Annotated in this window: 26 protein-coding genes and 2 pseudogenes; 13 read left to right on the top strand and 15 right to left on the bottom strand. The window is 69.4% G+C overall.

Features of this window, described 5'->3' with window-relative positions; all coding sequences use genetic code 11:
• Positions 1 to 155: 155 nt before the first annotated feature.
• On the bottom strand, positions 156 to 1,043 hold the full coding sequence (locus tag ACGFJ2_RS33820; RefSeq protein ID WP_357944393.1) for a Ku protein: 888 nt from the start codon (positions 1,041 to 1,043) through the stop codon (positions 156 to 158).
• Between the two features lie 60 nt (positions 1,044 to 1,103).
• Between ACGFJ2_RS33820 and ligD (ACGFJ2_RS33825) the strand changes: the two genes are divergently transcribed.
• The 5 genes from ligD (ACGFJ2_RS33825) (at position 1,104) to ACGFJ2_RS33845 (ending at position 4,130) form a co-directional block, all read left to right on the top strand.
• Positions 1,104 to 2,006, top strand: coding sequence for a non-homologous end-joining DNA ligase (gene ligD / locus ACGFJ2_RS33825; RefSeq protein ID WP_393475232.1), 903 nt, complete (start codon positions 1,104 to 1,106; stop codon positions 2,004 to 2,006).
• A complete protein-coding gene (ligD, locus tag ACGFJ2_RS33830; RefSeq protein WP_393475235.1) occupies positions 2,003 to 2,884 on the top strand; it encodes a non-homologous end-joining DNA ligase in 882 nt (293 codons plus the stop codon). The genes ligD (ACGFJ2_RS33825) and ligD (ACGFJ2_RS33830) overlap by 4 nt, the downstream gene beginning before the upstream one ends.
• A 33-nt stretch (positions 2,885 to 2,917) precedes the next feature.
• Positions 2,918 to 3,130, top strand: a complete 213-nt coding sequence (locus ACGFJ2_RS33835) for a hypothetical protein (protein WP_358179376.1) — start codon at positions 2,918 to 2,920, stop codon at positions 3,128 to 3,130.
• A gap of 62 nt (positions 3,131 to 3,192) precedes the next feature.
• Positions 3,193 to 3,813, top strand: a complete 621-nt coding sequence (locus tag ACGFJ2_RS33840; RefSeq protein ID WP_357944383.1) for a TetR/AcrR family transcriptional regulator — start codon at positions 3,193 to 3,195, stop codon at positions 3,811 to 3,813.
• Between the two features lie 83 nt (positions 3,814 to 3,896).
• A complete protein-coding gene (locus ACGFJ2_RS33845; RefSeq protein ID WP_225300631.1) occupies positions 3,897 to 4,130 on the top strand; it encodes a DUF3107 domain-containing protein in 234 nt (77 codons plus the stop codon).
• Between the two features lie 105 nt (positions 4,131 to 4,235).
• Here ACGFJ2_RS33845 and ACGFJ2_RS33850 read toward each other — a convergent pair whose 3' ends face one another.
• The gene (locus ACGFJ2_RS33850; protein WP_358551581.1) at positions 4,236 to 4,880 is read right to left on the bottom strand and encodes a ferritin-like fold-containing protein; all 645 of its coding nucleotides are present in this window, start codon (positions 4,878 to 4,880) and stop codon (positions 4,236 to 4,238) included.
• Between the two features lie 337 nt (positions 4,881 to 5,217).
• On the opposite strand from ACGFJ2_RS33850, the gene ACGFJ2_RS33855 reads away from it, so the two are divergent.
• The 3 genes from ACGFJ2_RS33855 to ACGFJ2_RS33865 all read left to right on the top strand — a co-directional run bounded on the left by ACGFJ2_RS33855 (position 5,218) and on the right by ACGFJ2_RS33865 (position 9,181).
• The gene (locus tag ACGFJ2_RS33855) at positions 5,218 to 7,188 is read left to right on the top strand and encodes a DEAD/DEAH box helicase (protein ID WP_358179372.1); all 1,971 of its coding nucleotides are present in this window, start codon (positions 5,218 to 5,220) and stop codon (positions 7,186 to 7,188) included.
• A gap of 171 nt (positions 7,189 to 7,359) precedes the next feature.
• The gene (locus ACGFJ2_RS33860; RefSeq protein ID WP_357944374.1) at positions 7,360 to 8,256 is read left to right on the top strand and encodes an alpha/beta hydrolase; all 897 of its coding nucleotides are present in this window, start codon (positions 7,360 to 7,362) and stop codon (positions 8,254 to 8,256) included.
• 13 nt (positions 8,257 to 8,269) lie between these two features.
• Complete coding sequence (locus ACGFJ2_RS33865; RefSeq protein WP_357944371.1) at positions 8,270 to 9,181, top strand: oxygenase MpaB family protein; 912 nt, start codon at positions 8,270 to 8,272, stop codon at positions 9,179 to 9,181.
• Here ACGFJ2_RS33865 and pqqE read toward each other — a convergent pair.
• From pqqE to ACGFJ2_RS33910, 9 genes are all read right to left on the bottom strand, one after another.
• Entirely contained in the window at positions 9,132 to 10,289 is a 1,158-nt protein-coding gene (pqqE, locus tag ACGFJ2_RS33870; protein WP_358179370.1) for a pyrroloquinoline quinone biosynthesis protein PqqE, read from the bottom strand. The two genes, ACGFJ2_RS33865 and pqqE, sit on opposite strands and share 50 nt — an antisense overlap.
• A complete protein-coding gene (gene pqqD / locus ACGFJ2_RS33875) occupies positions 10,286 to 10,573 on the bottom strand; it encodes a pyrroloquinoline quinone biosynthesis peptide chaperone PqqD (protein ID WP_393475242.1) in 288 nt (95 codons plus the stop codon). Before pqqD ends, pqqE begins: the two co-directional genes overlap by 4 nt.
• Positions 10,570 to 11,241: a pyrroloquinoline-quinone synthase PqqC gene (gene pqqC, locus ACGFJ2_RS33880; protein WP_357944362.1), complete on the bottom strand. Its 672-nt coding sequence runs from the start codon at positions 11,239 to 11,241 to the stop codon at positions 10,570 to 10,572. Before pqqC ends, pqqD begins: the two co-directional genes overlap by 4 nt.
• Positions 11,238 to 12,038 (bottom strand): pyrroloquinoline quinone biosynthesis protein PqqB, encoded by an 801-nt coding sequence (pqqB, locus tag ACGFJ2_RS33885; RefSeq protein WP_393475246.1) that lies wholly within the window; start codon positions 12,036 to 12,038, stop codon positions 11,238 to 11,240. The genes pqqC and pqqB overlap by 4 nt, the downstream gene beginning before the upstream one ends.
• A 12-nt stretch (positions 12,039 to 12,050) precedes the next feature.
• A complete protein-coding gene (gene pqqA, locus ACGFJ2_RS33890; RefSeq protein WP_357944357.1) occupies positions 12,051 to 12,206 on the bottom strand; it encodes a pyrroloquinoline quinone precursor peptide PqqA in 156 nt (51 codons plus the stop codon).
• Positions 12,207 to 12,314: 108 nt separating this feature from the next.
• On the bottom strand, positions 12,315 to 13,472 hold the full coding sequence (locus tag ACGFJ2_RS33895) for an MFS transporter (RefSeq protein ID WP_393475249.1): 1,158 nt from the start codon (positions 13,470 to 13,472) through the stop codon (positions 12,315 to 12,317).
• Positions 13,473 to 13,573: 101 nt separating this feature from the next.
• Positions 13,574 to 14,596 (bottom strand): RecB family exonuclease, encoded by a 1,023-nt coding sequence (locus ACGFJ2_RS33900; RefSeq protein WP_393475252.1) that lies wholly within the window; start codon positions 14,594 to 14,596, stop codon positions 13,574 to 13,576.
• On the bottom strand, positions 14,577 to 15,287 hold the full coding sequence (locus tag ACGFJ2_RS33905) for an MBL fold metallo-hydrolase (RefSeq protein ID WP_357944349.1): 711 nt from the start codon (positions 15,285 to 15,287) through the stop codon (positions 14,577 to 14,579). Before ACGFJ2_RS33905 ends, ACGFJ2_RS33900 begins: the two co-directional genes overlap by 20 nt.
• A gap of 77 nt (positions 15,288 to 15,364) precedes the next feature.
• Complete coding sequence (locus tag ACGFJ2_RS33910) at positions 15,365 to 15,988, bottom strand: DUF6758 family protein (RefSeq protein ID WP_357944346.1); 624 nt, start codon at positions 15,986 to 15,988, stop codon at positions 15,365 to 15,367.
• A gap of 74 nt (positions 15,989 to 16,062) precedes the next feature.
• Here ACGFJ2_RS33910 and ACGFJ2_RS33915 point away from each other — a divergent pair, with 74 nt between their 5' ends.
• Positions 16,063 to 16,485, top strand: a complete 423-nt coding sequence (locus ACGFJ2_RS33915; protein WP_358179363.1) for an NUDIX domain-containing protein — start codon at positions 16,063 to 16,065, stop codon at positions 16,483 to 16,485.
• Between the two features lie 47 nt (positions 16,486 to 16,532).
• Here ACGFJ2_RS33915 and ACGFJ2_RS33920 read toward each other — a convergent pair whose 3' ends face one another.
• Positions 16,533 to 17,846, bottom strand: coding sequence for an RNA-guided endonuclease InsQ/TnpB family protein (locus ACGFJ2_RS33920; protein WP_393475257.1), 1,314 nt, complete (start codon positions 17,844 to 17,846; stop codon positions 16,533 to 16,535).
• 53 nt (positions 17,847 to 17,899) lie between these two features.
• On the opposite strand from ACGFJ2_RS33920, the pseudogene tnpA reads away from it, so the two are divergent.
• Positions 17,900 to 18,307 (top strand): annotated as a pseudogene (tnpA, locus tag ACGFJ2_RS33925) (IS200/IS605 family transposase); the annotation flags it as partial.
• A gap of 205 nt (positions 18,308 to 18,512) precedes the next feature.
• On the opposite strand, the gene ACGFJ2_RS33930 reads toward tnpA, so the two are convergent.
• Complete coding sequence (locus ACGFJ2_RS33930) at positions 18,513 to 19,817, bottom strand: MFS transporter (protein WP_357944341.1); 1,305 nt, start codon at positions 19,815 to 19,817, stop codon at positions 18,513 to 18,515.
• Positions 19,818 to 19,942: 125 nt separating this feature from the next.
• On the opposite strand from ACGFJ2_RS33930, the gene ACGFJ2_RS33935 reads away from it, so the two are divergent.
• Entirely contained in the window at positions 19,943 to 20,452 is a 510-nt protein-coding gene (locus ACGFJ2_RS33935; protein WP_393475260.1) for a GNAT family N-acetyltransferase, read from the top strand.
• A gap of 78 nt (positions 20,453 to 20,530) precedes the next feature.
• Here ACGFJ2_RS33935 and ACGFJ2_RS33940 read toward each other — a convergent pair whose 3' ends face one another.
• Positions 20,531 to 21,046, bottom strand: coding sequence for a GNAT family N-acetyltransferase (locus ACGFJ2_RS33940; RefSeq protein ID WP_393475263.1), 516 nt, complete (start codon positions 21,044 to 21,046; stop codon positions 20,531 to 20,533).
• 200 nt (positions 21,047 to 21,246) lie between these two features.
• Here ACGFJ2_RS33940 and ACGFJ2_RS33945 point away from each other — a divergent pair, with 200 nt between their 5' ends.
• Complete coding sequence (locus ACGFJ2_RS33945; protein ID WP_357944332.1) at positions 21,247 to 22,089, top strand: SMP-30/gluconolactonase/LRE family protein; 843 nt, start codon at positions 21,247 to 21,249, stop codon at positions 22,087 to 22,089.
• Positions 22,090 to 22,163: 74 nt separating this feature from the next.
• Here the strand turns inward: ACGFJ2_RS33945 and ACGFJ2_RS33950 are convergent, their stop codons facing one another.
• On the bottom strand, positions 22,164 to 22,907 hold the full coding sequence (locus ACGFJ2_RS33950; RefSeq protein ID WP_357944329.1) for a class I SAM-dependent methyltransferase: 744 nt from the start codon (positions 22,905 to 22,907) through the stop codon (positions 22,164 to 22,166).
• A 502-nt stretch (positions 22,908 to 23,409) separates the two neighbouring features.
• Between ACGFJ2_RS33950 and ACGFJ2_RS33955 the strand changes: the two are divergent.
• A pseudogene (locus ACGFJ2_RS33955) lies at positions 23,410 to 24,234 on the top strand (ATP-binding cassette domain-containing protein); the annotation flags it as partial.
• Positions 24,235 to 24,402: the final 168 nt, after the last annotated feature.

Raw genomic sequence — 24,402 nt, forward strand, 5'->3', positions numbered from 1 at the left:
CGGCGGGAATTAATTCCCATGGCCTTTCGGGGGAGCAGTGAAGCGGAATTCCTCCGGCCAAGCCTCCCCCTCCGATAAATGCGGGGCGCCTTCGGCATTTGATGCCGAAGGCGCCTTTGCATTTGCGGTGGCGGATCAGCATTTGCGGTGGCGGATCAGGCGGACTTGCGGGCCTTGCGCTTGGGGGCGGCCTTCTCCCCCGTGTCCTTGTCCCCCGCGTCCTTCGACGCCTTGGTGGCCCGCTTGGGCTTGGCGGCCTCGCCGGAACGCTCGCGCTTGGCCGCGTCGACGCTCGCCCGCAGCGCGGCCATGAGGTCGACGGCGGGGCCCGCCTCCTCCTCGCCCTCCGGCGGCGCGATGACCTCCCTGCCCTCCACCTTGGCCTCGATCACCTGCTGCAGGGCCTCGCGGTAGGCGTCGTGGTGCTCGGTCGCGTCGAAGTCCGCCTTCATCGTGGTGATGAGCGACTCGGCCATCTTGAGCTCCTGGGCCCGTACCTCGATGTCCTCTTCGAGGAACCCGAAGTCGGGCACGCGGATCTCGTCCGGCCAGTACATGGTCTCCAGCACGAACACCCCGTCACGCACCCTGAGCGTGGCCAGCGACTCCCGCTGCCGCAGCGCCACCTTGACGACGGCGACCTGCCCCGAGCTCTCCAGGGCGTTGCGCAGCAGCACGTACGGCTTGTCGCCCTGGCCGTCCGGTTCCAGGTAGTACGACTTGGCGAAGTAGATCGGGTCGATCTGGTCGGCCGGCGTGAACTGGAGGACATCGATCCTGCGCGAGGTGCTGAGTGGCAGATCCTCGAAGTCCTCGTCCGTCAGCACCACGATCTCTCCGGTGGCCAGTTCGTAGCCCTTGGCGATGTCGGAGTAGGGGACCTCTTCGCCGTCGACCGTGCACACGCGCTTGTAGCGGATCCTGCCACCGTCCTCGCGGTGTACCTGGTGGAAGGTCACGTCCTTTTGCTCGGTCGCGGAGTAGAGCTTCACCGGGATCGTGACGAGGCCGAAGGAGATCGCCCCTTTCCAGATGCTGCGCATGGGCACTCCTCAGCTCTAGCGGGCTCGCCCTATGGGCACATACCCGTCATGGTGCAACCAATGCCATACCCCATCGAACCAATGCTCGCCGTACCCGGACAACTACCGGAAGATCGCGAGCGGTATGGCTTGGAGGTCAAGTGGGATGGCATCCGCGCCATCCTCCACCTGGACCGTGAACTGAAGGTGACGGGAAGGCACGGAGTCGAGTACACCCGCCGGTATCCCGAAATTTCGGGGTTCGGGGTGAAGAATGCGGTGATCGATGGCGAGGTGGTCGCGCTCGATCCCCGAGGGCGGCCCAGTTTCGTCCGGCTGCAGCACCGCATGCACCTCACCGACCCGGAAGAGGTGATGCTGGAGCTGTACCCGGTCACGTACCTGCCGTTCGACCTGCTCTACCTCGACGGCACCACACTGCTGGATCTGCCGTACCGCGACCGGCGCAGCCTTCTCGACGAGCTGGAGATCGGCGCCCCGCCGTACTTCCCGGGAGATTCCGACCTGCTCGCCGCCACCCAGGAGCAGGGCCTCGAAGGCGTCGTCGCCAAGCGGCTCGACTCGCCGTACCGGCCGGGCACGCGCTCGCCGTCGTGGATCAAGGTGAAGCACCTCAGTACGAGGGACGTCGTGATCGGCGGCTGGAAGCCGGGCAAGGGCCGCAGGTCGGGTGGGATCGGCTCGCTGATCATGGGCGTGTTCACGGAGCACGGCCTGACGTACGTCGGGCACGTCGGCACCGGCTTCACCGAGGCCGTGCTCGACCAGCTCCACGCGTTCCTGAGCCCGCTGGAGATCCCCCGCAGCCCCTTCCAGAACGTCGTCCCGTGGCGCAACCGCTGGGTTAGACCCGAACTCGTCGGGGAGGTGGCCTACACGATGTGGACCGACGATCTGCGGCTGCGCCACCCGGTGTGGCGCGGCCTGCGCCCGGACAAGCTCCCTTCGGAGGTGACGCTGTGAGCCCAGCGAAGGTCCCGGTGCGGGTCGACGGGCGGCAGCTGGTGCTGACCAACCTGGACAAGGTGCTCTATCCCGAGGTCGGCTTCACCAAGGCCGAGGTGATCGACTACTACAGCCGCGTCGCCCCCGCGCTCCTGCCGCACCTGAAACGCCGGCCGCTCACCGTCAAGCGCTACCCGAACGGGGTGACCGGCCAGTCCTTCTTCGAGAAGAACGCCCCCGACCACACCCCGGACTGGGTCAGGAGAGCCACCCTGCCCGTGCCGGGCAGCACCAAGAACCGCGACGAGATCGACTTCGCCGTGATCGACGGCCTGCCGTCGCTCGTCTACTACGCCAATCTGGCGGCGCTGGAGCTGCACGTGCCCCAGTGGCGGGTGTCCGACGACGGTGAGGCGCTGCCGCCCGACACCCTCGTGTTCGACCTCGACCCCGGGGCGCCGGCGACCATCGTCGAGTGCTGCCGGGTGGCCCTCATGCTGCGCGAGGTGCTGCGCGCCGACGGCCTCACCGCCCGGCCGAAGACGAGCGGGAACAAGGGCATGCAGCTGTACGCGGAGTGGGACGGCCGCGAGGAGCCCTCCGCGTACGCCAAGAGACTGGCCCAGCTGCTGGAGAAGGCCCACCGCGACCAGGTGGTCAGCGTGATGGCCAAGAAGGCGCGCCCCGGCAAGGTGTTCATCGACTGGAGCCAGAACAACCCGGCCAAGACCACCGTGGCCCCCTATTCACTGCGCGCCGGGCCACGGCCCACGGTCTCGACGCCGCTGCTGTGGAAGGAGGTCGAGGGCTGCGGGCATCCGGAGGACCTGGTGTTCGCGACACACGACGTACTGGCCAGAGTCGAGGAGCACGGCGACCTTTTCGGTCAGGCGTAGTCTGGTTCCGTCCGCACCTAGAAGGGGACTGCAATGTCGGAGATGGACGTACGTGGGGACGACCTCCCCTTCGACGAGATGGAAGAGCTGTCGATCGAGGCCCCCGAGGCCGACGCCGCCGAGCAGCACCGTGACGTGCGCGACGCGGAGGGCGGGAGCCCCCGCGAGACCCCGCTGGAGGTCGATCCGGCCGACGCCGCCGAGCAGTATCGCGAGGTGGACCTCGATGATGACGACTATCGCTGATGAGTCGTTGAGTCGCACGTAGGATGTCCGAACAGCCGACTCGGAGCCCCATGGAGACCAGCGTGACCGCAACCCCGGACGCCAAGCCCCGGGGCACTCGGCTGCCCCGACTAGCCCGCCGCCGGCAACTGCTCAGCGCCGCGCAGGAAGTGTTCGTGGAGAACGGATATCACGCGGCCGCCATGGACGAGATCGCCGAGCGGGCCGGGGTCAGCAAACCCGTCCTGTACCAGCATTTCCCCGGCAAGCTGGAGCTCTACCTCGCGCTGCTCGACCTGCACGTGGACGACATGGTCAACCGCTGCCGTGAGGCGCTGGCCTCCACCCATGAGAACAAACTCCGCGTCCAGGCCACGTTCAGCGCGTTCTACTCCTTCGTCTCCACCCAGGGCGAGGCGTTCCGGCTCGTCTTCGAGTCCGACCTGCGCAACGTGGCGCCGGTGCGCCAGCGGGTGGAGCGCTCCCTGCGCGAGTGCGCCGAGATGGTCAGCGCGGTGATCCAGGAGGACACCGGCTGCACCAGCGACGAGGCCCACCTGCTCGGCGTCGGGCTGGTCGGCATGGCCGAGGTGAGCGCCCGCTACTGGGTGACCACGCAGGGCTCCATCCCGAAGGACGCCGCCGAGCAGCTCATGGCCCGGCTGGCCTGGCGCGGCATCAGCGGTTTTCCGCGTACGGCTTAAACCCGTTCGCTGGGCGCGATCATCGGCGTTTCCTGGCTCACCAGCGGCGACGATGGGAGGAGCCAGCCCCGTCGAAAGGGAGCATGATGGAAGTCAAGATCGGCGTACGCTCCGTACACCGCGAGCTCGTTGTCGAGACCGACCTGTCCTCCGAGCAGGTCGAAGAGGAGATCAGAAAGGCGCTCGCCGCCGATCGCGGCGTCTTCTCCATCACCGACGCGAAGGGGCGGCGCGTGATCGTGCCGGTCGCGTCGATCGGCTTCATCGAGATCGGCGAGGACGAGTCGAGGCCCGTGGGCTTCGGCGGCACCCTCTAGCGCCTCCGCAGCGACTCTCCAGCGGCTCAAGAGCGGCTCAAGCGGGGTGCGGCGGCACCCGCCGTACCCTCGCTCGAGCGGCGCGCTCACGGGGCGCGGGACGGTTCAGAGGCCGAGGGCGGCCATCCGCTTGCCGTGCTCCTCGGTCAGCTTGGCGAACAGGCGGGAGATCTGCGTAGGGTCGTCGGCCGCCGGGCCGACCACCAGCAGCGCCAGCTCCGGCCGGGCCGCCGCGACCTGCTGCCCCTGGCTGAGCGCCTCGCCGACGAGCCGGCGCGCCCACAGCGCCAGCCGGCCGCTCACCGCCGGGTCGGCCGCGACCCCGGCCCTGACCCGCTCCACCGCGAACTCCGAGCGGCCCTCGTCCACGAGCACCTCGTCGACCAGCTTCGCGATCGACGGTTCGAGGTGCCTGGCCGCCTCCCGGTAGAAGTCGAGCGCGATGCCCACGCCCACGTACGCCTTGACCAACGCCTGCAACCAGTCGGCCGGAGCCGTCTGGGTGTGCCAGGCGTCCAGCGCCTCGACGAACGGCGACATCGACTGCTCGGGATCGGCGCCGAGTTCCGTCAGCCTGTCGTGCAGGAGACGAAAGTGGGCATATTCGGCTACGGCCAGCTCGCTGAGCGCGGCCTGATCGGCCAAGGAGGGGGCCAGGGAGGCCGCGTCCTCGGTCATCCGCGCGAAGGCGCTGAGCTCGGCATAGGCCAGCACACCGAGCAGATCGACGACTCCTGGAGACTCGTTCATGGAAGGCAGCGTACTTCGGGAACATTCGGAAACTCGGCCAACGTTGTGGTATCGAGTACACTGCTCTGTGAAAGTGCGACCGCACTGTGTTAATTCGGGGGAATTCCCCGTTAACCCCCCGCTTCCGGGTCTGCGGTCGCGATGACGCGAGAGGGCTGGCTCTACCGCGAGGACCCAGGCACGGGGTTTGTTTTCCGCCCGTCGGTCCCGGCAGGCCCGCCTTCATTTGAGACTGAGGCAGGCCACGCTGACGACTTTCCGAGACCTCGGAGTCACACCAGAGATCGCTGATGCCCTCGAGACCGAGGGCATCACCACACCGTTCCCCATCCAAGAGATGGCACTCCCGCTCGCGCTGAGCGGCCAGGACCTGATCGGTCAGGCACGCACAGGCACGGGAAAGACCTACGCGTTCGGCATCGCGATGCTCCAGGGCATCGGCAAACCGCGTAAGAACCGTAAGAAGCCACGCGGGCTGGTCGTCGTGCCCACCCGCGAGCTGGCCGTACAGGTCAGCGAAGACCTCGTCACCGCGGCCGGCAAGCTCGGCTCGCGGGTCCTGACCGTCTACGGCGGCCGGGCGTACGAGCCGCAGGTCGAAGCGCTCAAGGCCGGCGTCGACGTGATCGTCGGCACCCCCGGCCGCCTGCTCGACCTGGTCAAGCAGAAGCACCTCGACCTCAGCCAGATCACCTCGCTGGTGCTCGACGAGGCCGACCGCATGCTCGACCTGGGCTTCCTGCCCGACATCGAGCGGATCTTCAAGCTGATCCCCGAAGAGCGGCAGACCATGCTGTTCTCGGCGACCATGCCCGGCGAGATCGTCGCGTTGTCCCGCAAATACCTCAACCGGCCCACGCACGTACGGGCCGAGCACGAGAACGGCGAGGGCGGCGAGGGCATCCCGCACCCGCAGGTACGCCAGATCGTCTGGCGCGTCCACCGCATGGACAAGATCGAGATCGTCGCCCGGCTGCTCCAGGCCGAGGGCCGCGGGCTCACCATGGTCTTCTGTGAGACCAAGCGGGCCTGCGACATGGTCGCGGAGCAGCTCGAGACCCGCGGCTTCGCGGTCGCGGCCGTCCACGGCGACCTCGGCCAGGGCCAGCGCGAGCAGGCCCTGCGCGCGTTCCGCAGTGGCAAGATCGACGTGCTGGTCGCCACCGACGTGGCGGCGCGCGGCATCGACATCGACGACGTCACCCACGTGGTCAACTACGACTGCCCCACCGAGGACAAGACGTACGTGCACCGCACCGGCCGCACCGGCCGGGCCGGGCGCACGGGCATCGCGGTCACGTTCGTGGAGTGGGAGGAGCTGACCCGCTGGAAGATGATCAACCAGATGCTCGGGCTCGACTTCGCCGAACCCGAGGAGACCTACTCCACTTCGCCGCACGTCTTCACCGAGCTCAACATCCCCGAGGGCACCAAGGGCGTCCTGCCGCACGCCAGCCGTTCGCGAGCGGGCCTGTCGGCGGAGCGCATCGAGGACCTCGGCGAGACCGGCAGGACCCGCACGCGCAACGGCGGCCGCCGCCGTGACGAGCGGGAGGGTCGCCGTGACGAGCGGGAGGAGCGTCCGGCGCGCACGCCGCGCCAGCGCCGCCGCACCCGCGGCGGCATGCCCATGGAAGAGGGCACCGCACCCGTCGAGACGCCGGAGGTCGAGCCTGTGCCCAGTCGCTCCAGCAAGGCGAGCGCCCGAAAGACGGAGGAGACACCCGCCATCATCTCAGCGGACGAGATCGAGGCGGCCGCCGAGCCGCGGCGCGGTCGCACTCGCAGGGGGGCCGCGACGGCCGCCATCGAGAACGCCCTCGCCGACGCCCCGGAGGCCCCGCTCACCGAGCGCGAGCCGGTCACCGAGCAGAAGCCGGCCCGCAGGGCGTCCCGTGCGTCGACCCGTGAGCAGGTCGCTGAGCAGGTCGCTGAGCCGATCGCTGAGCAGGCTCAGGCCGGCGAGCGCAGGCCGGCCCGTACGCGCAAGCCCGCCGCCGGGCGGATCGTCGAGCAGGCTCCCACTGTGGAGCGGATTGTGGAGGAGCAGGTCGTGGAGGAGCGGGTCATGGAGCGTGCACCGATCGCCGAGCCGAGCTTCCTGTCCACGCCGCAGCCCGCGGCGCGCCAGGAGCCGGAGCGCATCGTGCCGGCCAGCCCGTTCATGGTGATCTTCCAGTCACCCGACCTGGCCACGGACGACGACGACATCGCCCCGTCCGCGGCCACCGAGCGCAAGCAGCAGCGCCGCCAGCCGCGTGGCGGCGGCAACAACGGCGGCGGTGGCAACCGCCGTCGCGCCGGCTAGACCGCTCGGCCTCTGGCCGACGCAAGCACGTCGGCCAGACTCCTGGCAGACGCAGGCACCTGACAGACGCAGGCGCGCACCGCATCCCGCGGTGCGCGCCTGCGCCGTTTCGCACCAGCGTGGGGAGTATGCCGGTGTCGAGGCGCTGACCTCTGGGTATTGTTGCCTCACGTGAGTACGCCGCGCTTCCTCGACCTGCCTCCTGGCGTTGCACCACAAAAGATAGAAACGTCCCAGGGCACCTTCGCGGCCCTTGAGGCGCTTCCGGTCAGTGGTGTGGTGGAGCGCTGGCCCGCGCTCCTGGTTCCCGGTCTGACCGGCAGCAAGGAAGACTTCATCGCGATCCTGCAGACCCTGGCCCAGTCGGGCCGCCGGGTGGTGGCCGTCGACCTGCGCGGGCAGTATGAGACGCCCGGTCCCGACGACCCGGCCGCCTACTCGTTCGCCGCGCTCGGCGCCGACGTCGACCTGCTGGCCCAGACGCTCGGCGGCGCGGGCGGCGAGCCGATGCATCTGGTCGGGCACTCCTTCGGCGGCCTGGTCGCGCGCGAGGCGGTCATCGACGGCCGGACGAAGTTCGCCTCGTTCACGCTGATGAGCTCGGGGCCGTCCGGCATCGTGGGCGAGCGGGCGCGCAGCGGCAAGACGATCATGAAGGAGCTCCCCACCCTGGGGCTCGAACACCTCTGGTCCACCAGGTTCGAGCCCGAGGCGCTGGCCAACGGCGTGCCCGATGAGATCATCGCCTTTCTTCACAAGCGCCTGCTGGCCAACTCCCCCACCGCGCTGTCACGCATGGCCGAGCAGGTGCTGGCCGCGCCCGACCGTACCGACGAGCTCAGGCAGATCGAGGTGCCCACCCTCGTCCTCTACGGCGAGCGCGACGACGGCTGGCCGGCCGAGCTGCAGTCGGAGATGGCGGCCCGGCTGGAGGCGGAGTGCGTGGTGCTGCCCGGCGCGGCCCACTCACCGGCCGTGGAGGCTCCGGAGACCACTGCCACGGCACTGGTCCGGTTCTGGAACGCCGCGGAGCATCAGCAATTGGACATTCGATCCAATGATCTGTAACCATGTACTTACTATGACGAGCATCGAAGATATCGTCGTCCAGCCGCCGCACAGCGTGACCTGGCTGGTGCACCTCGACCGCGCCATGTGGGTCGGCGGCGTGCGCGGTTTGATGCTCCAGGCGCTGCATCCCCTCGCGATGCGCGGCGTCTGGCAGAACTCCAATTTCCAGGAGGACCCGTTCGGCCGCCTGCGCCGTACCGCCGACTTCGTGGGCCGCGTGACGTTCGGCAGTCCGGCCGAGGCCGACGAGATCGGCCGGCGGGTGCGCGGCATCCACAAGAGCCTGCGCATCAGCGACCCCGACACCGGCCGGACGCACCGGGTGGACGACCCCGAACTGCTGCTCTGGGTGCACTGCGCGGAGGTCTCGTCGTACCTGGAGGTGGCCAGGCGCGGCGGGCTGGGGCTCACCGAGCGCCAGGCCGACGCCTACCTGCGGGAGCAGCGAAAGAGCGCCTCCTACGTCGGCCTGCACCCCGAGGACGTGCCGGGCTCGTGCGCGGAGATGGACGCCTATTTCAAGCGGGTACGTCCCGCGCTGCGCGTCACCGAGGAGGCCGCCGCGACCGTGCGGTTCCTGCTGTGGCCGAGGCTGCCGCAGGAGTTGCGGGCGCTCACGCCCGGCAAACCCGCCTATTTCCCGTTCGGCGCGCTGTGCTACTACTCGCTGCCGGAGTGGGCCAGGCGGATGTACGGGGTGCTGCCGGCGGTGCCGCGGGCCACGGTGACGGCCGGGCTGAGAGCGTTCCGGCTGGCCATGAACTCCTTGCCCGAGCCGCTGCACGACCACGCGTTCATGCCGGCGACCAGGGAGATGCTGCGGGCCGCCCGCGAGCGGCTCGCCGCCGCCGGCTACGACACCGGCAAGGGGCTCAGGGGGCTGACCGATCCGCGCCGCCGGCCGAAGGCGCTGGCCGCCTGACGGTCCCCGTGCCGCCATCTGCCAAAGGCGCCCTGAGGGTCTCCGTGTCGGCACCCACCGTAGGCGCCGGTCGCCTGAAGGTCCATGTGCCGCCGCTCGCCAGGTCGTCGAGGAGATGGTGGTCGGGTGACAGGCGGCAGGCCGGGTCGGTGCGGCTCGCGTCGCCGGTGAGGGCGTACGCCTGACAGCGGCACCCGCCGAAGTCGAGCTCCTTGCGCGGGCAGCTCGCACAGGGCTCGCCCATCCAGTCGGTGCCCCGATAGGCGTTGAAGGCGGGCGAATGCTCCCAGATCCAGCCGATCGAGTGGTCACGGGCGTTCGGCAGCTCCAGGGGCAGGGCGTAGGCCGCCGGGCAGGGCAGCACCCGGCCGTCGGGCGCGACGGTGATCGAGATCGCGCCCCAGCCGCCCATGCAGGGCTTCGGCACACCGTCGAAGTAATCGGGGATCACCCAGATCAGCTCAACATCGGTCTTTTCCCGATATTTCGTGACTGTGGCCTCGGCGCGGGCGAGTTGCTCCCTGGTGGGCAGCAGCGCGGTCCTGTTGAGCAGCCCCCACCCGTAGAACTGGGTGTTGGCCAGCTCGATGCGCTCCACGCCCCACGCCAGCCCGAGCTCGATGATCTCGCCGACGGCGTCGAGATTCTCCCGGTGCAGCACCACGTTGAGCCCGAACGGCAGCCCGCTCGCCGCCACGGCGTCGGCGGCCCGCTCCTTCCACGCGAACGAGGCGACTCCGGCGATCCGGTCCGACTCCACGCTCGTCGCCGACTGGACCGAGAGCTGCACGCTGCGCAGCCCCGCCGCGGCGAGTTCGCCGAGCCGCCGTTCCGTGAGCCCGACGCCGCTGGTGACGAGCTGGGTGTAGACGCCCTCCCCCGCGGCCGCCGCCACGATCGCCGCCAGATCCGGCCTGAGCAGCGGCTCCCCACCGGACAGGTGGGCGTGCACGACGCCGAGCGCCGCCGACTCGGCGAACACCCGCTGCCACTCGGCGGTGCTCAGCTCACTCGACCTGGCCGCCAGCTCCGTCGGGTTGGAGCAGTACGGGCAGCGCAGCGGGCACGCGTGCGTGAGCTCGGCCAGCATGGCCCACGGGGCGCTCATCGCACCCACCCCTCGGCGCGCACCCGGTCGAGGAACTCCACCACGTCGGCCTCCGCGCCCTCGGGAAGCTCGGCGAGGATGTCGGCCACGGTCCGCTCGCCGTCGCAGAGGCCGACGATGGCCGCCGCCTCCTCGTTCAGCACGACGATCCGCTCGGGCACGATCAGCAGGTCGGCCTGCCGTACCGGATCGTGGCGCAGCATGGCCGCGCGGGACAGCACGGGGCGCCAGGTGGCCGGCGCTGTGGTCGGCTCGGCCGTCGGGCCGGTCGTCGGCTCGGTCATCGGTAGGCCCCGTCCACCGCGTCGAGCAGCGCCCACAGCACGTCGCACTTGTAGCCGAGCGCCGCAATGGCCCTCTCCTGGTCCGTACGGGACCGTGCCCACTCCAGGACCAGGGCCAGTGCTTCGCCGCTGTCCTGGCGGCCCTGAGAGACGCGTACGCGGAAGTAACGCAGCCCCTCGGGGTCGATCCACGGGTAGTGCCGCTCGAAGGCGGCGATCCGGGTACGCATCAGGTCCGGCGCGAACAGCTCCGTCAACGAGGCGGCCACGGCTTCGAGCGCGGAGCCGTTGCGGCACAGATTCACGTAGCCGTCGACGGCCAGCCGCACGCCCGGCAGCACGCCCTCGCCCGACAGCAGCAGGGCCCGGTCCAGTCCGGCCGCCTCGCCGAGCCGCAGCCACCGCTCGATGCCACCCTCGCCCGGCGCACTGCCGTCGTGGTCCTGGATCCGGCGCAGCCATGTCCTGCGCAGCTCGGGCGTGGCCAGCTTGGCGAGGATGAACGCGTCCTTGATCGGAATGTGCCGCTGGTAGTGGAAGCGGTTGAGTATCCAGCCCCGCAGCTCGTCACGGGTCAGCTCGCCCGCGTGCATGCGCTGGTTGAAGGGGTGCAGGTGGTGGTAGCGCTTCTCCGGTACGGCACGCAGCTCGGCCTCGAAGCCGTTCACAGGTCGATCACCATCCCGTCGGCGGCCACCTCGATCCCCAGCTCGGCGAGCACCTTGTGCTGCTCGGCCGCCGGGTCCACGAGGGGGTTGGTGTTGTTGAGGTGGGTGTACAGGCGGCGGCCCGGCAACCGGGACAGGCGCTCCATGGTCGCCTCTATCGGGAGGTGGCCCATCTGGGTGGCGGTCTTCGCCGAGATCCCGGTGCGGCGGGGCTCCTCGTCGTCCCAGAACGTGCCGTCGATGATGACGCACTCGGCCTCGTCCAGCGCCTCGGGCCACACGCCCATGGCGGGCGCGTACACCACGGCTCCCCCCATCAGGCGCAGGGCGGAGACCCAGTCCGGAGCCTCCGGGAAGTCGGCGTACCGGGGTCGCTTCGCCGATATCGGGATGAGGTCGGCCTCGGCCCAGGAGATCCGCACGTACGGGCGGAGGATGTCGGCGAGGGGCCGCAGCGCCTGCCGTACCACCGGGGTGCAGCGGACCTCCAGCTCGTCCGCCTCCCTGAGCCTGAGCAGGCCGATCGTGTGGTCGAGCTCGGCGTCGGTGAGGATCACGCCCTTCAGCGGCGACTCGCGCGGCCCCGGCCCCGGCCGCAGCCACGCGCACGCCTCGATCTGCTCGGCGATGTCGGGCGTGGCGTTGACGACGTAACACCCGTCGTCCATTTGTACGGCCAGGCTGGCGTGGCGTCTGCGGCGGCCCGGATGAGCGCGTGCCCCGGAGCAGCCAGGGCACGCGCAGTTCCACTGGGGCACGCCGCCACCGGCCGCGGTGCCGAGCACCTGCAGTCGCATGGCGGTGCCCGGTTACCTGGTGGCCAGGAAGTAGGCGGTCATCTCCATCGACGCCTCGACGACCTGGTAGTCGGGCTTGTGCCAGGTCATCTCCTCGCCGCGGGCCCTGACCTTCTTCTCATGGATCCTGCGTGGCTGCCTCTTGCCCTGTTCCTTCGGCTGGGACATGCGCACCTGCCTTCCATAGGGGTTACACCAGATATGACCGCTTTGGAAGCTTTGCGTCAATGGCTGAGATCGGAGCTATGCCCTGGGATTTCTCCCTATTGCTGGTTTTTAGCTCTTTTGACGAGATTCTTCATCCGATGTCTCGACGGGGATGACAAATCCGGCGAGCAGGATGAGCGTCGAGGCCGTCACCATGACCCAGCCGCTTGGGGCCATGGTCTCGGGGGCGTACAGCACGCCCGTGATCGAGGCGGCGGTCGCGGCTCCGATGTACCGCGACGCCTGGAAGAGCCCCACGGCCAAGCCGGTCTCGTTCCGGTCGGCGTGTACGAACACCAGCGAGTTCAGGCCGAACTGGCTGAACGCGGACGCCAGGCCGATCAGCGACGTGATCACCAGCACCACCCCGACGGGCCCGACGAAGAACATGACGCACGACCCCGCCAGCAGCAGCCCCGCGCTCACCAGCAGCACGGCCCGCATCCCCACACGCGCGGCCAGCGCCACCGCCACCGGCGTCATGAGAACCGCCGACACGGCCATGGGCAGGACCAGCAGTCCCGCGAGGTGCGGCGGCAGCCCGGCCGAGCGCTGCGCCCAGAGCGGCACCATGATGAACGCCAGATAGAACACCACGTTGACCATCGCGAACACCCCGTAGGTGGCCAGCAGCGCCGGCTTCGGCCTCGGCAGCCATGCCTGCCGCCGCCGCACGGAGGCCACCTTGGGCAGCCAGCGCAGCGCCGGTACGAGCGCCACCGCCGCGAGCGGGACGTTGACCAGGAAGATCGCCCGCCACCCCCACAGGCTGACCAGGAACCCCGCCAGCACCGGCCCGGCGGCGGCGCTGGCCGTCAGCACCATCGAGATCAGCGCGATGACGCGGGGCGCCGGCCGCCCCTTCTCCGCCGTCGCCGTGATGATCGCCATCCCGGCCGGGAGCGTCGCGCAACTCCCGAACGCCTGCAGCAGCCGGGCCACCACCAGGACGGGGTAGGAGGGGGCCAAAGCGGCCAGGGCGCCGGTCAGGCCCACCATGACCAGCCCGCCGCAGAACACCCGCCGGGGACCGAAGCGATCGGCCATCGCGCCCATCAGGGGCGGCACGGCGACGGCGGTCAGGTAGAAGCCCGCGGCCAGCCAGGTGACGGCGACGACGCCGACGCGGAACTCCGTCTCGATGCGGGCCAGGGCTATGGCGATCATGGAGGAGTTCAGCGGGTTGAACAGGGCGCCGAGCGCCACCGCCACCGGCAAACGCCCCACCCGACCCACTATCCGACCATAACCGGATGTCTCACCATGGTCACCTGGCCACCCGGCCGGAGGCGTCGTACGACCACCGACCGGGTGTCAGGTTGTAGGCGTTATTCGGCCAGGCCGTCCCAGGGGCGGTGCTCGGGTGCGGCGGCCAACCCTTCGGGGCAGTGGCGCCGGAAGTCGCACCAGCCGCAGATCGGGCCGGGGCTGGGGGCGAACATCGTGTCCAGCTCGGGCGACACCGCCGGAGGCCCGACGTGCGGCCGCTCCTTGGGACCACTCGCCTCCTGGGCGGCGGGCACGCCTGCGACCGCCTCGGCGCCGTCCCGAACGCCCTGACCAGTCGTGCCAGGGCCGCCGCTCGTCGTACCGGATGCTCGACCGCGGGGGCGTACCGGGCCCGGTGCGCCCATCACCTCGCGGTAGCGTTCGTCGGCGGTGGCGGCCTCGACCGCGACCTCCTCCGCCCGCCCCAGATGACGGCCGAGGGACTCGTCCGTGTGGCGCCATTCGACGATCTCGCCGGTCGGCAGGTGGTGCAGCTCGACCGAGTGGCACGGCGTGCGCATCATCCTGGAGGCCGCGATCGCGTAGATGGCCAGCGCGAGCGAGGACCGCGCGTCGTCCTGGGTGAGAGGCCGCCGTCCGGTCTTGTAGTCGACCACGACCAGCTCGTCGCCCCGCCGGTCGAGCCGGTCGATGCGGCCGGACACGGCGATGACCTTGGTGCGCGTGGCCACCGTACGCTCGACGCCGACCGGATCATCCGACGGATCCAGTGTGCCGACATATCCGGACACGAGGTCGCGGGCGCGCCCGAGCCACTGCGCCGACTGTTCGGCGTCCCTGAACCCCTCGGTGATCCACCCGTTGCTCAGCAGGATGGCCGCCGTCAGCGGCGTCCGCCGCTCATAGGGCTCGCGCCACCAGGCCGCGAGCGCGTTGTGCACGCTGGCTCCGACGCTGTTGTGCGCCCACCCCGGCCCCTTGGACGGCTGCGGCCGGTCGAGGTAGGTGAACCGGTAGCGGCGGCGGCAGTCGAGCCAGGCGTTCAGCCGCGACGGCGTACACGAATAGAGCCGTCGCGGCATCCCTTCCAGCGGCAGCTGGTCATACACCCCGGTTGTCATCCGGATCGAGCCTGATCCCGGCGGCCTTCGTGCCGTCGGTCAGCGGGCCCTCGTCCGCGTCGTCCGGCTCGCTGATGCGCCACTCGCCGAAGTGCGGCTCCAGGTCGCCGATCGTCACCTCGTCGCCGTGTGCGGCCAGCACCCGCGTCTCGGGGGGCAGCGTGAACAGCCGCGCCCCGATCGCGTTGAGCTGGAAGTTGAGGTCGGGGTATTCGCCGCCGATCTTGCCGGGCCCGTCGGCCTGCAGCGTCTCGCCGCTGAACACCACCCCGAGCGCCTCGCAGTAGAGCGAGACCCCGCCGGGCGTGACGCCGGGCGTATCCATGACGTCGAGCCGGACGTCGGCCACCTCGAAGATGCCGTCGTCCTCCATGTCGATGTCGGGCCAGGTCTGCGACCAGGTCTCCCGCCAGAGCGGCTTGTCCTTGGGGTGGAGGGCGATCACCGCCTCGTCCCTGCTGGCCACCTCGATGGCCGCGCCGACGTGGTCAGGCAGACCGTGGGTGCAGATCACGGCGAGCACCTCTCGCTCGCCGACCTTCTCCAGGATCTTGTCGGCGTCACGCGCCGGGTCGATCACGATCACCTCGTCGTCGTCGCCGACGATCCAGATGTTGTTCTCGACCTTGTGCTCGGTGCCGTCGATGTCGACGACACCCTCGCTCACCACTCGCTCGATACGCGCTGTCACGCCTCCGCACTCTAGTCCGTCTGAGTGACAGAGCGAATCTCGTTGACCGTGCCGCGGTCGAGAGGCGTCCGTACGGACTACTCCAGCCTCGGCGAGAAAGCGCCGAAAGGCAGGTCAAGCTCAAGGTCACGCAGGTCGTGAAGGCTCAGCTCGGCCAGCGCGATGAGGCACCCGGCCTCGGCGGGCCAGGCGATCGTCCACAGCCAGTTTCCCATCGCCTCGCCGGCGTAGACGGCCCGATCGGCGGCCGCGCCCACGCACCACAGCGCGGTCGGATGCCCGAGCACGACGATCTTCGCGTTCGGCGGCCCGGAGTCGAACCCCTCGCCGGGATCGGGCCCGTCCAGTCCCGCGAACGCGGCCCCCAGCCCGACGCCGGGCTCCTCCGCGATGACCAGCAGGTCGGCGGGCCCCCGCGTCAGCGAAGGGCCGCACAGCGCGACCACGCTGGCCCGGCCCCCCGTACGCTCGTCGCCCGCCTCCGCGAACCCGGTGACGAGCCAGCCGGGCGGCAAGGGCCATGGCAGCCAGACGGGCACCATCGAGCTCTTCCGCATCGTCTCGACCGCCCTGGCGGACGGGGGCCAAGGTGGCTGGTAGGGCAGGACATCACCGTGGGCGTCACACCGCCAGGCGCTCGACCACGCACTTGGCCCGTGAAGTGAACCAAAACACCGTGGGCAGGTTGGTACCGCTCTCACAGCTATTTACGCTGCGTCCTAGGGCACCGCCCCGTCAAGGCCGCATGCTGTTGTCCAGCCGTAATCTTGACCATGTGCGCGTAAATTGCGTGGGCGCCATCATCGGCGACGCCTCGGGCCGGCTCCTGCTGATCAAGCGCGGTCACCCGCCGGGCGCGGGCCTGTGGTCGATCCCGGGCGGCCGGGTGGAGGCCGCCGAGACGGACGCCGCCGCCCTGCGCCGCGAGGTCCTGGAGGAGACCGGCCTGGTCGTCACGATCGGCCCTCTGGTGGGCACCGTGGACCGTCCGGGGCCGGGCGGCGTGACGTACGAGATCCGCGACTACCGCGCCACGGTCACGGACGGCACGCTCACGGCGGGCGACGACGCCGCCGACGCCCGCTGGTGCTCACGAGAGGACCTGGTACGGCTACCGCTCACGGACGGCCTGCTGGAGGCACTGACGTCCTGGGACGCGCTACCGGGACAGGCGTCCAGAGCCGATCCATCGCCATGACTTGACGTGCTCCTCCACCTTATAAATGTGGAGGATTCCTGTGCTGCTTACGCAGCAGCTCGCAGCGCGGGTGCGGGCGAGACTGTGGGACAGGATGCTTGACGCTTCACAGGCCCCGCTATCGCGGAGTCTCCACGTCCTGTGACCGCCCATCCGGCGGCGGAGTTGTACCGATGAAGCTGGTTTCGGGCGGCGTTGGTATCAGCGTTGCCGATCCATCCGCACGCCAGGTTCTTGCACGCGAACCGCGACTGCCTCTCGCGTGACCCTTTCGTGGTGGTGTGGCAGCGGTGGCACTCCTGGCTGGTGCCGCGCGGGTCAACCTTGGCGACCACGCCACCGCGGTCGACGGCCTTGTAGGTCAGCAACTCCACCGTCCGGCCCCACGCCTGACCCGCGATCGACCGATTCAAGCCCCGCTTCTGAGCGACATTGACCCCCGGCTCCCGCACGGTCCCAGACGCCGAGGCCATCATGGTGGTGATGTTCAGGTCTTCGACCACGATCGCGCTGAACCGCCGCGCGAGGCGGGTCGTGCTCTGGTGCTGCCAGTCGACGGCTCGGCGCTTGGCTGTCGCGCGGAGCCGGGCGATCTGGTCATAGGTGCGACGCTCCCGGTTGGAGACCGGGTCGCCTTTGCCGCGGCTGGCACGCTGACGGGCGCTTTTGCGCTCCAAACGCAACAGCCGCTCGCGCTGCCCACTGGACAGCCATGGGCCGTGCCGAAGGTGTTCTCCGGTGGACAGGGCCAGGGGGACCGCGATGCCCCGGTCCATGCCGGCCTTCGGCCCGGTGTGCGGCACGGGGGCGGCGACGAGCAGTTCGGTACGGAAGGCGATGGTCCACCCGTGGGCTTGTTTCACCAGTCGAGCCCCGGTGATCCTGCCGCGGGGGCCGCTCTTGGTGAGGCCGGGCAGGTCTTTGGTCCACCGGAACTTCACCCGCCCGAGTTTGGGCAGGTTCACCGCGCCCCACCTGCGGTTGATCCTGGCGATCTGCAGGTCGCGGGATTGGGGGACGTCCACGGCCATCCGAGACCGCAAGCGGTCCTTGAACGTCGGGCGTTCGGCCGGGTGGTCGGGGTTGAAGAAGTTCGCCCACGCCTGCCGGTAGATCTTCAGCACCGCCTGCGCGGCCTGAGCGGGCAGCAGCCCCATCCACCCGATCTCATGGCGGGCCTGCCGAATCGCCGCGTCGCACTCCTTCAAGGACGCAAGGCGGCCCTGACGGAAGGTCGTGAACTCATGAAGCAGGTTCCACACGGCACGCGCGGTGTGGGCTTGACCGTCCAAGACGGCTGATTGCCGCTTGTCCAACGCCAAGCGCGCCACGTGCGCACGAGTCCGCTTCACCTTCTCCACGTGCTGATCGTATCGTTTGGTTTATGTCACCGCGGTGAAATGCGAATCCCGATGTGAGAAGAGGGCGACATGTCGTCCACGACCCTGCATGCCCATTTGGTGTTCGTGACAAATTTGGCGTTTGTGACAATTTCCGGTGTGGGGTGTTCACCGGCGAGATGCTGATCCGCTGCGAGGAACTCATGCGCGAGGTATGCGCCGACTTCGAGGTCGAACTGCGCGAGTTCAACGAGCACGACCACGTCCACCTCCTGGTCCACTACCCGTCCAAGGTCGCCCTGTCCAAACTCGTCATTCGCTGAAGGGGGTCTCAGCCCGAATGCTTCGCAAGGAATACAGCACACACGTCCACAAACACCTCCGGGCCGGACATTTCTGGTCTGGTTCCTATTTCGCCGGATCGGTCGGCGGAGCGCCCGCTCACCGTACTCAAACAGTACATCGAGCAGCAGAAGCGACCCGTGTCACTGAAGCTGCCGACAAACCTGAAAGATCAGGACACCCTCGCGCCCAGGCGGGCACCCACACGCGAGCCTTCACCTCCGGCGTGAACACCGGTGCACTGGCCCACATTCTGGTAGAGCCGATCGTCGTGGCGGAACGACTGTCTGCCCGCTGCAATGCGGGATCTGTCCCCACTTTTATGCGGGATCTGTCCCTGCCCGGTCAGCCGCGCAGTTCCTCTCGGTGGTCGCTCCCGCGCAGACCGGCCAGTGCCACGGCGCTGACGACGCAGGCCGCCACCACGTAGTAGGCCGGGATGTCGACGTCCTTGGTCGTCTTGATCAACTCAGTGATGATCAGCCCCGCGGACCCGGAGAAGACCGCGTTCGACAGCGAGTACGCCAGCCCCAACCCCGTGTAGCGGACCGTGGTCGGGAACATCTCCGCCAGCATCGCGGGCCCCGGTCCCGCCATCAGGCCGACCGCCACCCCGGCCACCAGGACGGCCAGCCCCTTGGCCCAGCTCGGAGCGCCGGGGTCCTGGAGCAGGTTCAGCAGGGGGAAGGCGAGCACGATGACCGAGATCGCCCCCGCCAGCATGACCGGCCGCCTGCCGACCCGGTCGCTCAACACGCCCGCCGGGATGATCGCCAGAGCGAAGCCCAGGTTGGCCAGCACCGTGGCGACCAGCGCCTGCTGGAAGGTGGCGTTCAGCGTGGTCTGGAGGTAGGAGGGCATGACGACCAGGAACGTGTACCCGGCGGCCGACCAGCCCATGAGCCGCCCGATACCCAGCACGATCGCCTTGGTCACCTCACCGGCGCTCGGCTTCGTGAGCGGTCCCGCCGTACGCGCCCGCTCGAACGACGGCGTCTCCTCAAGCCGCAGCCGCAGCCAGAGCGCCACGAGACCGAGCGGGAGGGCCAGCAGGAACGGCACCCGCCATCCCCAGGCCGCCAGGTCCTGCTCGGGCAGCGCGGTCGCGAGCACGGCCGCCGCGCCGGCTCCCCCGAGCAGCCCCAGCGCCACGGTGAACGACTGCCACGACCCGTACAGCCCACGCCTGCCACGCGGCGCGAATTCCGTCATGACCGAAACCGCGCCCCCGAATTCCCCGCCGGCCGACAGCCCCTGCACGATCCGGACGAGCGTCAGCAGCCACGGGGCCGCCGCGCCGATCGTGGCGTAAGTCGGGAGTACGCCGATCAGCGTCGTGGCGCCAGACATGAGCAGGACGACCAGGATGAGCAGGGGCTTACGGCCGACCCGGTCTCCGAGCCGTCCGAAGAGCGCGGCGCCGAGCGGACGGAAGAAGAACGCCAGGGCGAAGGAGGCGTACGTCTTGACCAGCGCTTCCATGTCGCTCGCGCCGTCGGGGGTGAAGAAGTTGGCGGCGATGATGGTGGCGAAATAGCCGTAGACGCCGAACTCATACCACTCGATGAAGTTGCCGACCGAGCCGGCGATGAGGGCCCGGCGGGAGCGGGCGGGGTCGGTGTGCTGGGGGTCGGGGGCCGTCGCCGTCATGTGGTGCCCTTTCGGCTGTCCGGTATGACGACAAGCTTCATAGATGCCTATAGGCGTGTCAATTACCTTCAGGGGGCCGCCTAAAGCAGTTGCGATCAGGATGTTCGGGGCGCCAGGCTGCCCGGATGATCGAATTGCAGGAGCTGTCGGCCGATGACTGGGCCCTCTGGCGAGAGCTTCGGCTCGTCGCGCTGGAGGAGGCGCCGTACGCGTTCGGAGTCCCGCTCTCGGAATGGCAGGGCGACGGCGACCGGGAGGAGCGGTGGCGGGACCGTCTGAGCATCCCCGGCTCGCGGAACCTGATCGCCCTGCTGGACGGCAAGCCCGCGGGGATGGCCAGCGGCATCCCGGGCGAACGGGACGGCGTGACCGAACTGATCTCGATGTGGGTCGTTCCGGAGGCGCGGGGGCGTGGGGTCGGCGACCACCTGATACGCGCCGTAGCGGCGTGGGCCGTGGAGGTGGGGGCCGAGGTCCTGGAGCTGGCGGTCGCGCCGTTCAATGACAAGGCGATCGCACTGTATCGGCGGCACGGGTTCGAGGACACTTCGCAGCTCGGAGACGAGTTGCCGAACGGGCTGCGGGAGCTGGTGATGGCGAAGAAGCTGGCCATCAGAGGTGACGCTGACGACTGAACAACTCCAGCCCCTCTCCGCACCGAGTGCCGAAAGCGCGTCCGCTTCGACACTCGGCGCGGAGACTGTTACCGCTTGTTACCGCTGCGGTAGGTCTGCCGTCGTGGCGCGGTACCTGGCCATGTCCTGCTCAATGCTCCACCTCTCGAAGCCGGCCTTCTCCAGCACTCGGATCGAGGGCGGGTTCGACAGCTCCACATTGGCGTACACGGTGTGCACACCTGGTGCGGTGAGGGCGTGCGCCGTCATGGCCCGGGTGGCCTCGGGGGCGTAGCCACGGCCGCGCCGGGAGGCCACGATGCCGTACCCGAGCTCAAGGGTGCCGTCGCCGGGCGGCCAGAACAGGCCGATCGAGCCGACCACCAGGCCGCTTTCGCGCTCTATGACCTGCCGGTGGCCGTATTCGCCCAGCCACGCGGGATGCTCCGCGAAGAGGCCGACGATGACGCCGTCGCCCTCGGCGGGGAAGTCCGCCGCCCAGTGCGCCTGCCGGGTGCCGCCCAGGACGGCGGCGGCCTCGCCATCGGTCCATGCCCGCAGGATGAGGCGGGCAGTGGTCAGATCGGGGTGGGTCGGTGAAGGGGAAGATGACACGTGTGACTCCTGGTCGTTTTCGTACGACCCGGACCGCGCTAGCTTCGCGCGGGCCGGACAAGGGCATGCTGATGAGGGCTGTTCGCAGCCATATTCATCAACCTCCCTCGTCACACGGCGATCACGCGCCCCTCGCGCTGGCGCGATGCTATCGACGGGTCGACGGGCCGGGCAAATCGTTGTCGCGAAGGGAGACTTCGATGTCTGAACTGCGTACCTGGCTCACCGGCCTCGGACTGCTCGAGGCGCCGCGCTGGCACGAGGGCCGCCTGTACTTCTCCGACTGGACCGCGCACGAGGTGATCGCGCTGGACCTCGACGGCAAGCACGAGGTCGTGGCCCGGGTGGAGTCGATACCCCTCTGCACGGCCTGGCAGCCTGACGGACGGCTGGTGATCGTCGACTCGGCGCGGGCCCTGCTGCTGCGCATGGAACCCGACGGTTCGCTGGTGACCCACGCCGACCTGACCGGCGTCGGGCAGGGCTGGAACGACATCGTCATCGACGGCCGCGGCAACATCTACGTCGACCGCGCGGGCTTCGACATGCTCAGCGGCGGGGAGTTCGCTCCCGGAGCCGTCACACATGTCGGCCCCGACGGCTTGGCACGTGACGTGGCCGACGGCATCTCGTTCCCCAATGGGCTGGCCGTGACGCCGGACAACGCAACGCTGATCGTCGCCGACTCGTACGGCAAAAGGCTCATGGGGTACGACATCGGACCCGACGGCAGCCTGGCGAACGGCCGGGTGTGGGCCGACCTCGGTGACAGCGTCCCCGACGGGATCTGCGTCGACGCCGAGCACGCCGTCTGGTACGCCGACGTGCCCAACCGGCAGTGCGTACGCGTCCGCGAAGGCGGAGAGAAGGTGCAGACCGTCCAACTCGACCGCGGCGCCTTCGCCTGCGAACTCGGCGGCGCGAACCGCTCGACGCTCTTCATCGTGGCCGCGGAGTGGCGCGGCATGCCCGAGATGGTGCCACCCGGAACCGGCCAAGTCCTCTCCACCGAGGTCGAGGTCCCCGGCGCCGGCTGGCCCTGAAGCGGTGTCGGACTCTCGTTCCGGGTGTCAGCGTGACTTCTTAGACGGCTTCACTCTATGGCGCACGCCCTCAGTCACCTATCGGCCGCGTTATCCGCCGGCCGCCGGAACAGGGCGGCCAGCAGGAAGGGAACGCCGAAGGCGAGCGCGTCGGGCGCCTGCTCCTCCATGAGCCGCAACTCGATCTCGGTGTAGTCCGAGAAGATCCAGCGCAGCGCCTCAGGCGTGTAAGCCAGCCCTCCGTGCAGGCGACCTTGGCGATAGAACTCCTCGTCCGGCAGCTCGGAGCCCATGACACCGGCGGCGAAACAGGTGAGGCCAAGATGACCGCCAGGGGCGAGCAGACGCTCCAGCAGGCTCAGATAACTCACCCGGCGATGCGGCGGCAGATGGTGGAGGCAGCCGGAGTCATAGACCAGGTCGTAGTGCCCGGGCGGCAGGTCGACGGCGAAGATGTCGCCACAGTGGAAGCGGACCTCGACGCCCGCCTCACGGGCCCGCTCTTTCCCCCAGGTCACGGCGGCCGGAGAAAGATCGACGGCGTCCACCTCGAACCCGAGCGAGGCGAGATGAACGGCGTTGCGCCCTGGCCCACAGCCGAGGTCCAGGGCTCGTCCTGGGGTGAGCAGGCCGCGATCGAGGTAGGACACCAGGCTCTCGTCCGGCTTGTCGACGAAGAAGGGGATGGGTGTGGAGCGGTCGGAGTAGAAGTCGTCCCACCAGGAGGAGGCGTTCGGCGTCCATCGGTCGGCATCCGCGGCGAATAGGCGGTCCAACATGGACAGGACGTCTTCTACCGTACGGATATCCCGGTTCACTCACAGCCTCCTCAGACCCCGGCCGCCCACGCAATCGGGTCCCTGAATTTTAGCCGTTATTGGCCACATTTGCCCACGTCAGCGGCCATTTCCGAGATCATCCAGCGGCGCCTCAAGGGGCGGCAGAGCGACATGAAGAGCCCGCCGCACCTCTCCTTGGAGAGGGCTGTCTTTGCCCGGCAACGCCCGCGTCAGAGGCGCCCATAGGGCTTCTGAGCGTCACTCCAAGCCCCGTTCTACGGCAGCAGTCGAATTTCTTCGCAGAGACCGCCGGCGAGGTGCCCTTGTCGGTCACACGCCGTACCCCCGGTAGATGTCCGGGCTTCGGCCGTGCCCAAACGCCCAGTGGGCACGACACCTCCGGCCGGTTCGTCTCGCCCTGCTTGATGAGGGCGACACCGTGGTGCCGCTCGCCCTGCTTGACGAGGGCGAGACCGCGTTGCCGGGGCCAGCCGGGCCGTACAGCGTCGTCCCGGTACGGGCGGCCGGCTCGCCTCGCGCGGTCAACACCCTGCAGCAGACCGCGGCCAACAACGACGCGCTGGCCTCGTCCTACCGGGCCGCCCGCACCCGGCTGGTCCGCTTCGAGGAGGCCGGCCCGCCGCAGCGCCCGCCCAAGCGGCAGAACATGCGGATACGGCTGCGCGGCGGCCGTACCGGCAAACGCGCCGTCATCTGCGCGGACCTGGAGATCACCGGCCTGACTCGGCCGTTCGGCACCGAGATCTGGTACGGCGAACGCGTGGGCGTGCTCGGCTCCAACGGCACGGGCAAATCCCACTTCCTGCAGATACTGGAACAGGCCGCGGACGGCGCGGTGCCCGCGATGAGCCACAGCGGTACGGTGCGGCTGGGCGCGCGGGTGGTGCCCGGCCGGTTCGTGCAGACCCACGCCCGTCCGGACCTGCACGGCCGCACCCCGGTCGAGCTGATCATGACCCGCCACCCCCTCATCCTGAACGAGTCGATGGCGGCGCTGGCCCGCTACGAGCTCGCTCCCGCCGCAAACCAGAAATTCGACACCCTCTCCGGCGGCCAGCAGGCTCGGCTGCAGATCCTGCTGCTGGAGCTGTCCGGCGCCACCCTGCTACTGCTGGACGAGCCCACCGACAACCTCGACTTGGCGAGCGCGGAGGCCCTGCAACAGGGACTCAATAATTTCTCCGGCACGGTGCTGGCGGTCACCCACGACCGGTGGTTCGCCGCCGACTTCGACCGGTTCCTCATATTCGGCGCCGACGGCACGATCCAGGAGAGCGACGAGCCCGTCTGGCACGAGGGCCGCAGCGAGCGCGCTCCCGGGAGGCGAGCCGCCGACCTGGGCTGACGCAGAAGATGTTGCATGGTGAGCCGCACCAGCGTTGGGCCGGCCTGACCTCGCCCTTCATCCGACACGGCCGACAAGCACCACACGCTGTCGGCTTCGGCCGTGCCTGAACATCCAACTCACCCGCCCACCACCTAGCGCGGCACCGCCCCCGAAGGAGGAGTCGCC

The sequence above is a fragment of the Nonomuraea sp. NPDC049028 genome (genome assembly GCF_043197735.1).
GTDB lineage: Bacteria > Actinomycetota > Actinomycetes > Streptosporangiales > Streptosporangiaceae > Nonomuraea.

Bases quoted from the DNA above. Each gene is read 5' to 3' on its own strand.
- ACGFJ2_RS33900 (WP_393475252.1), bottom strand. From the start codon at position 14,596: ATGACAACCGGGGTGTATGACCAGCTGCCGCTGGAAGGGATGCCGCGA.
- pqqA (WP_357944357.1), bottom strand. From the start codon at position 12,206: ATGTCCCAGCCGAAGGAACAGGGCAAGAGGCAGCCACGCAGGATCCAT.
- ACGFJ2_RS33935 (WP_393475260.1), top strand. From the start codon at position 19,943: ATGATCGAATTGCAGGAGCTGTCGGCCGATGACTGGGCCCTCTGGCGA.
- ligD (WP_393475232.1), top strand. From the start codon at position 1,104: ATGCCATACCCCATCGAACCAATGCTCGCCGTACCCGGACAACTACCG.
- pqqB (WP_393475246.1), bottom strand. From the start codon at position 12,038: ATGCGACTGCAGGTGCTCGGCACCGCGGCCGGTGGCGGCGTGCCCCAG.
- ACGFJ2_RS33855 (WP_358179372.1), top strand. From the start codon at position 5,218: ATGGCACTCCCGCTCGCGCTGAGCGGCCAGGACCTGATCGGTCAGGCA.
- ACGFJ2_RS33820 (WP_357944393.1), bottom strand. From the start codon at position 1,043: ATGCGCAGCATCTGGAAAGGGGCGATCTCCTTCGGCCTCGTCACGATC.
- pqqD (WP_393475242.1), bottom strand. From the start codon at position 10,573: ATGACCGAGCCGACGACCGGCCCGACGGCCGAGCCGACCACAGCGCCG.
- ACGFJ2_RS33865 (WP_357944371.1), top strand. From the start codon at position 8,270: ATGACGAGCATCGAAGATATCGTCGTCCAGCCGCCGCACAGCGTGACC.
- ACGFJ2_RS33930 (WP_357944341.1), bottom strand. From the start codon at position 19,817: ATGACGGCGACGGCCCCCGACCCCCAGCACACCGACCCCGCCCGCTCC.
- ACGFJ2_RS33945 (WP_357944332.1), top strand. From the start codon at position 21,247: ATGTCTGAACTGCGTACCTGGCTCACCGGCCTCGGACTGCTCGAGGCG.
- ACGFJ2_RS33835 (WP_358179376.1), top strand. From the start codon at position 2,918: ATGTCGGAGATGGACGTACGTGGGGACGACCTCCCCTTCGACGAGATG.
- ACGFJ2_RS33845 (WP_225300631.1), top strand. From the start codon at position 3,897: ATGATGGAAGTCAAGATCGGCGTACGCTCCGTACACCGCGAGCTCGTT.
- pqqE (WP_358179370.1), bottom strand. From the start codon at position 10,289: ATGAGCGCCCCGTGGGCCATGCTGGCCGAGCTCACGCACGCGTGCCCG.
- ACGFJ2_RS33850 (WP_358551581.1), bottom strand. From the start codon at position 4,880: ATGAACGAGTCTCCAGGAGTCGTCGATCTGCTCGGTGTGCTGGCCTAT.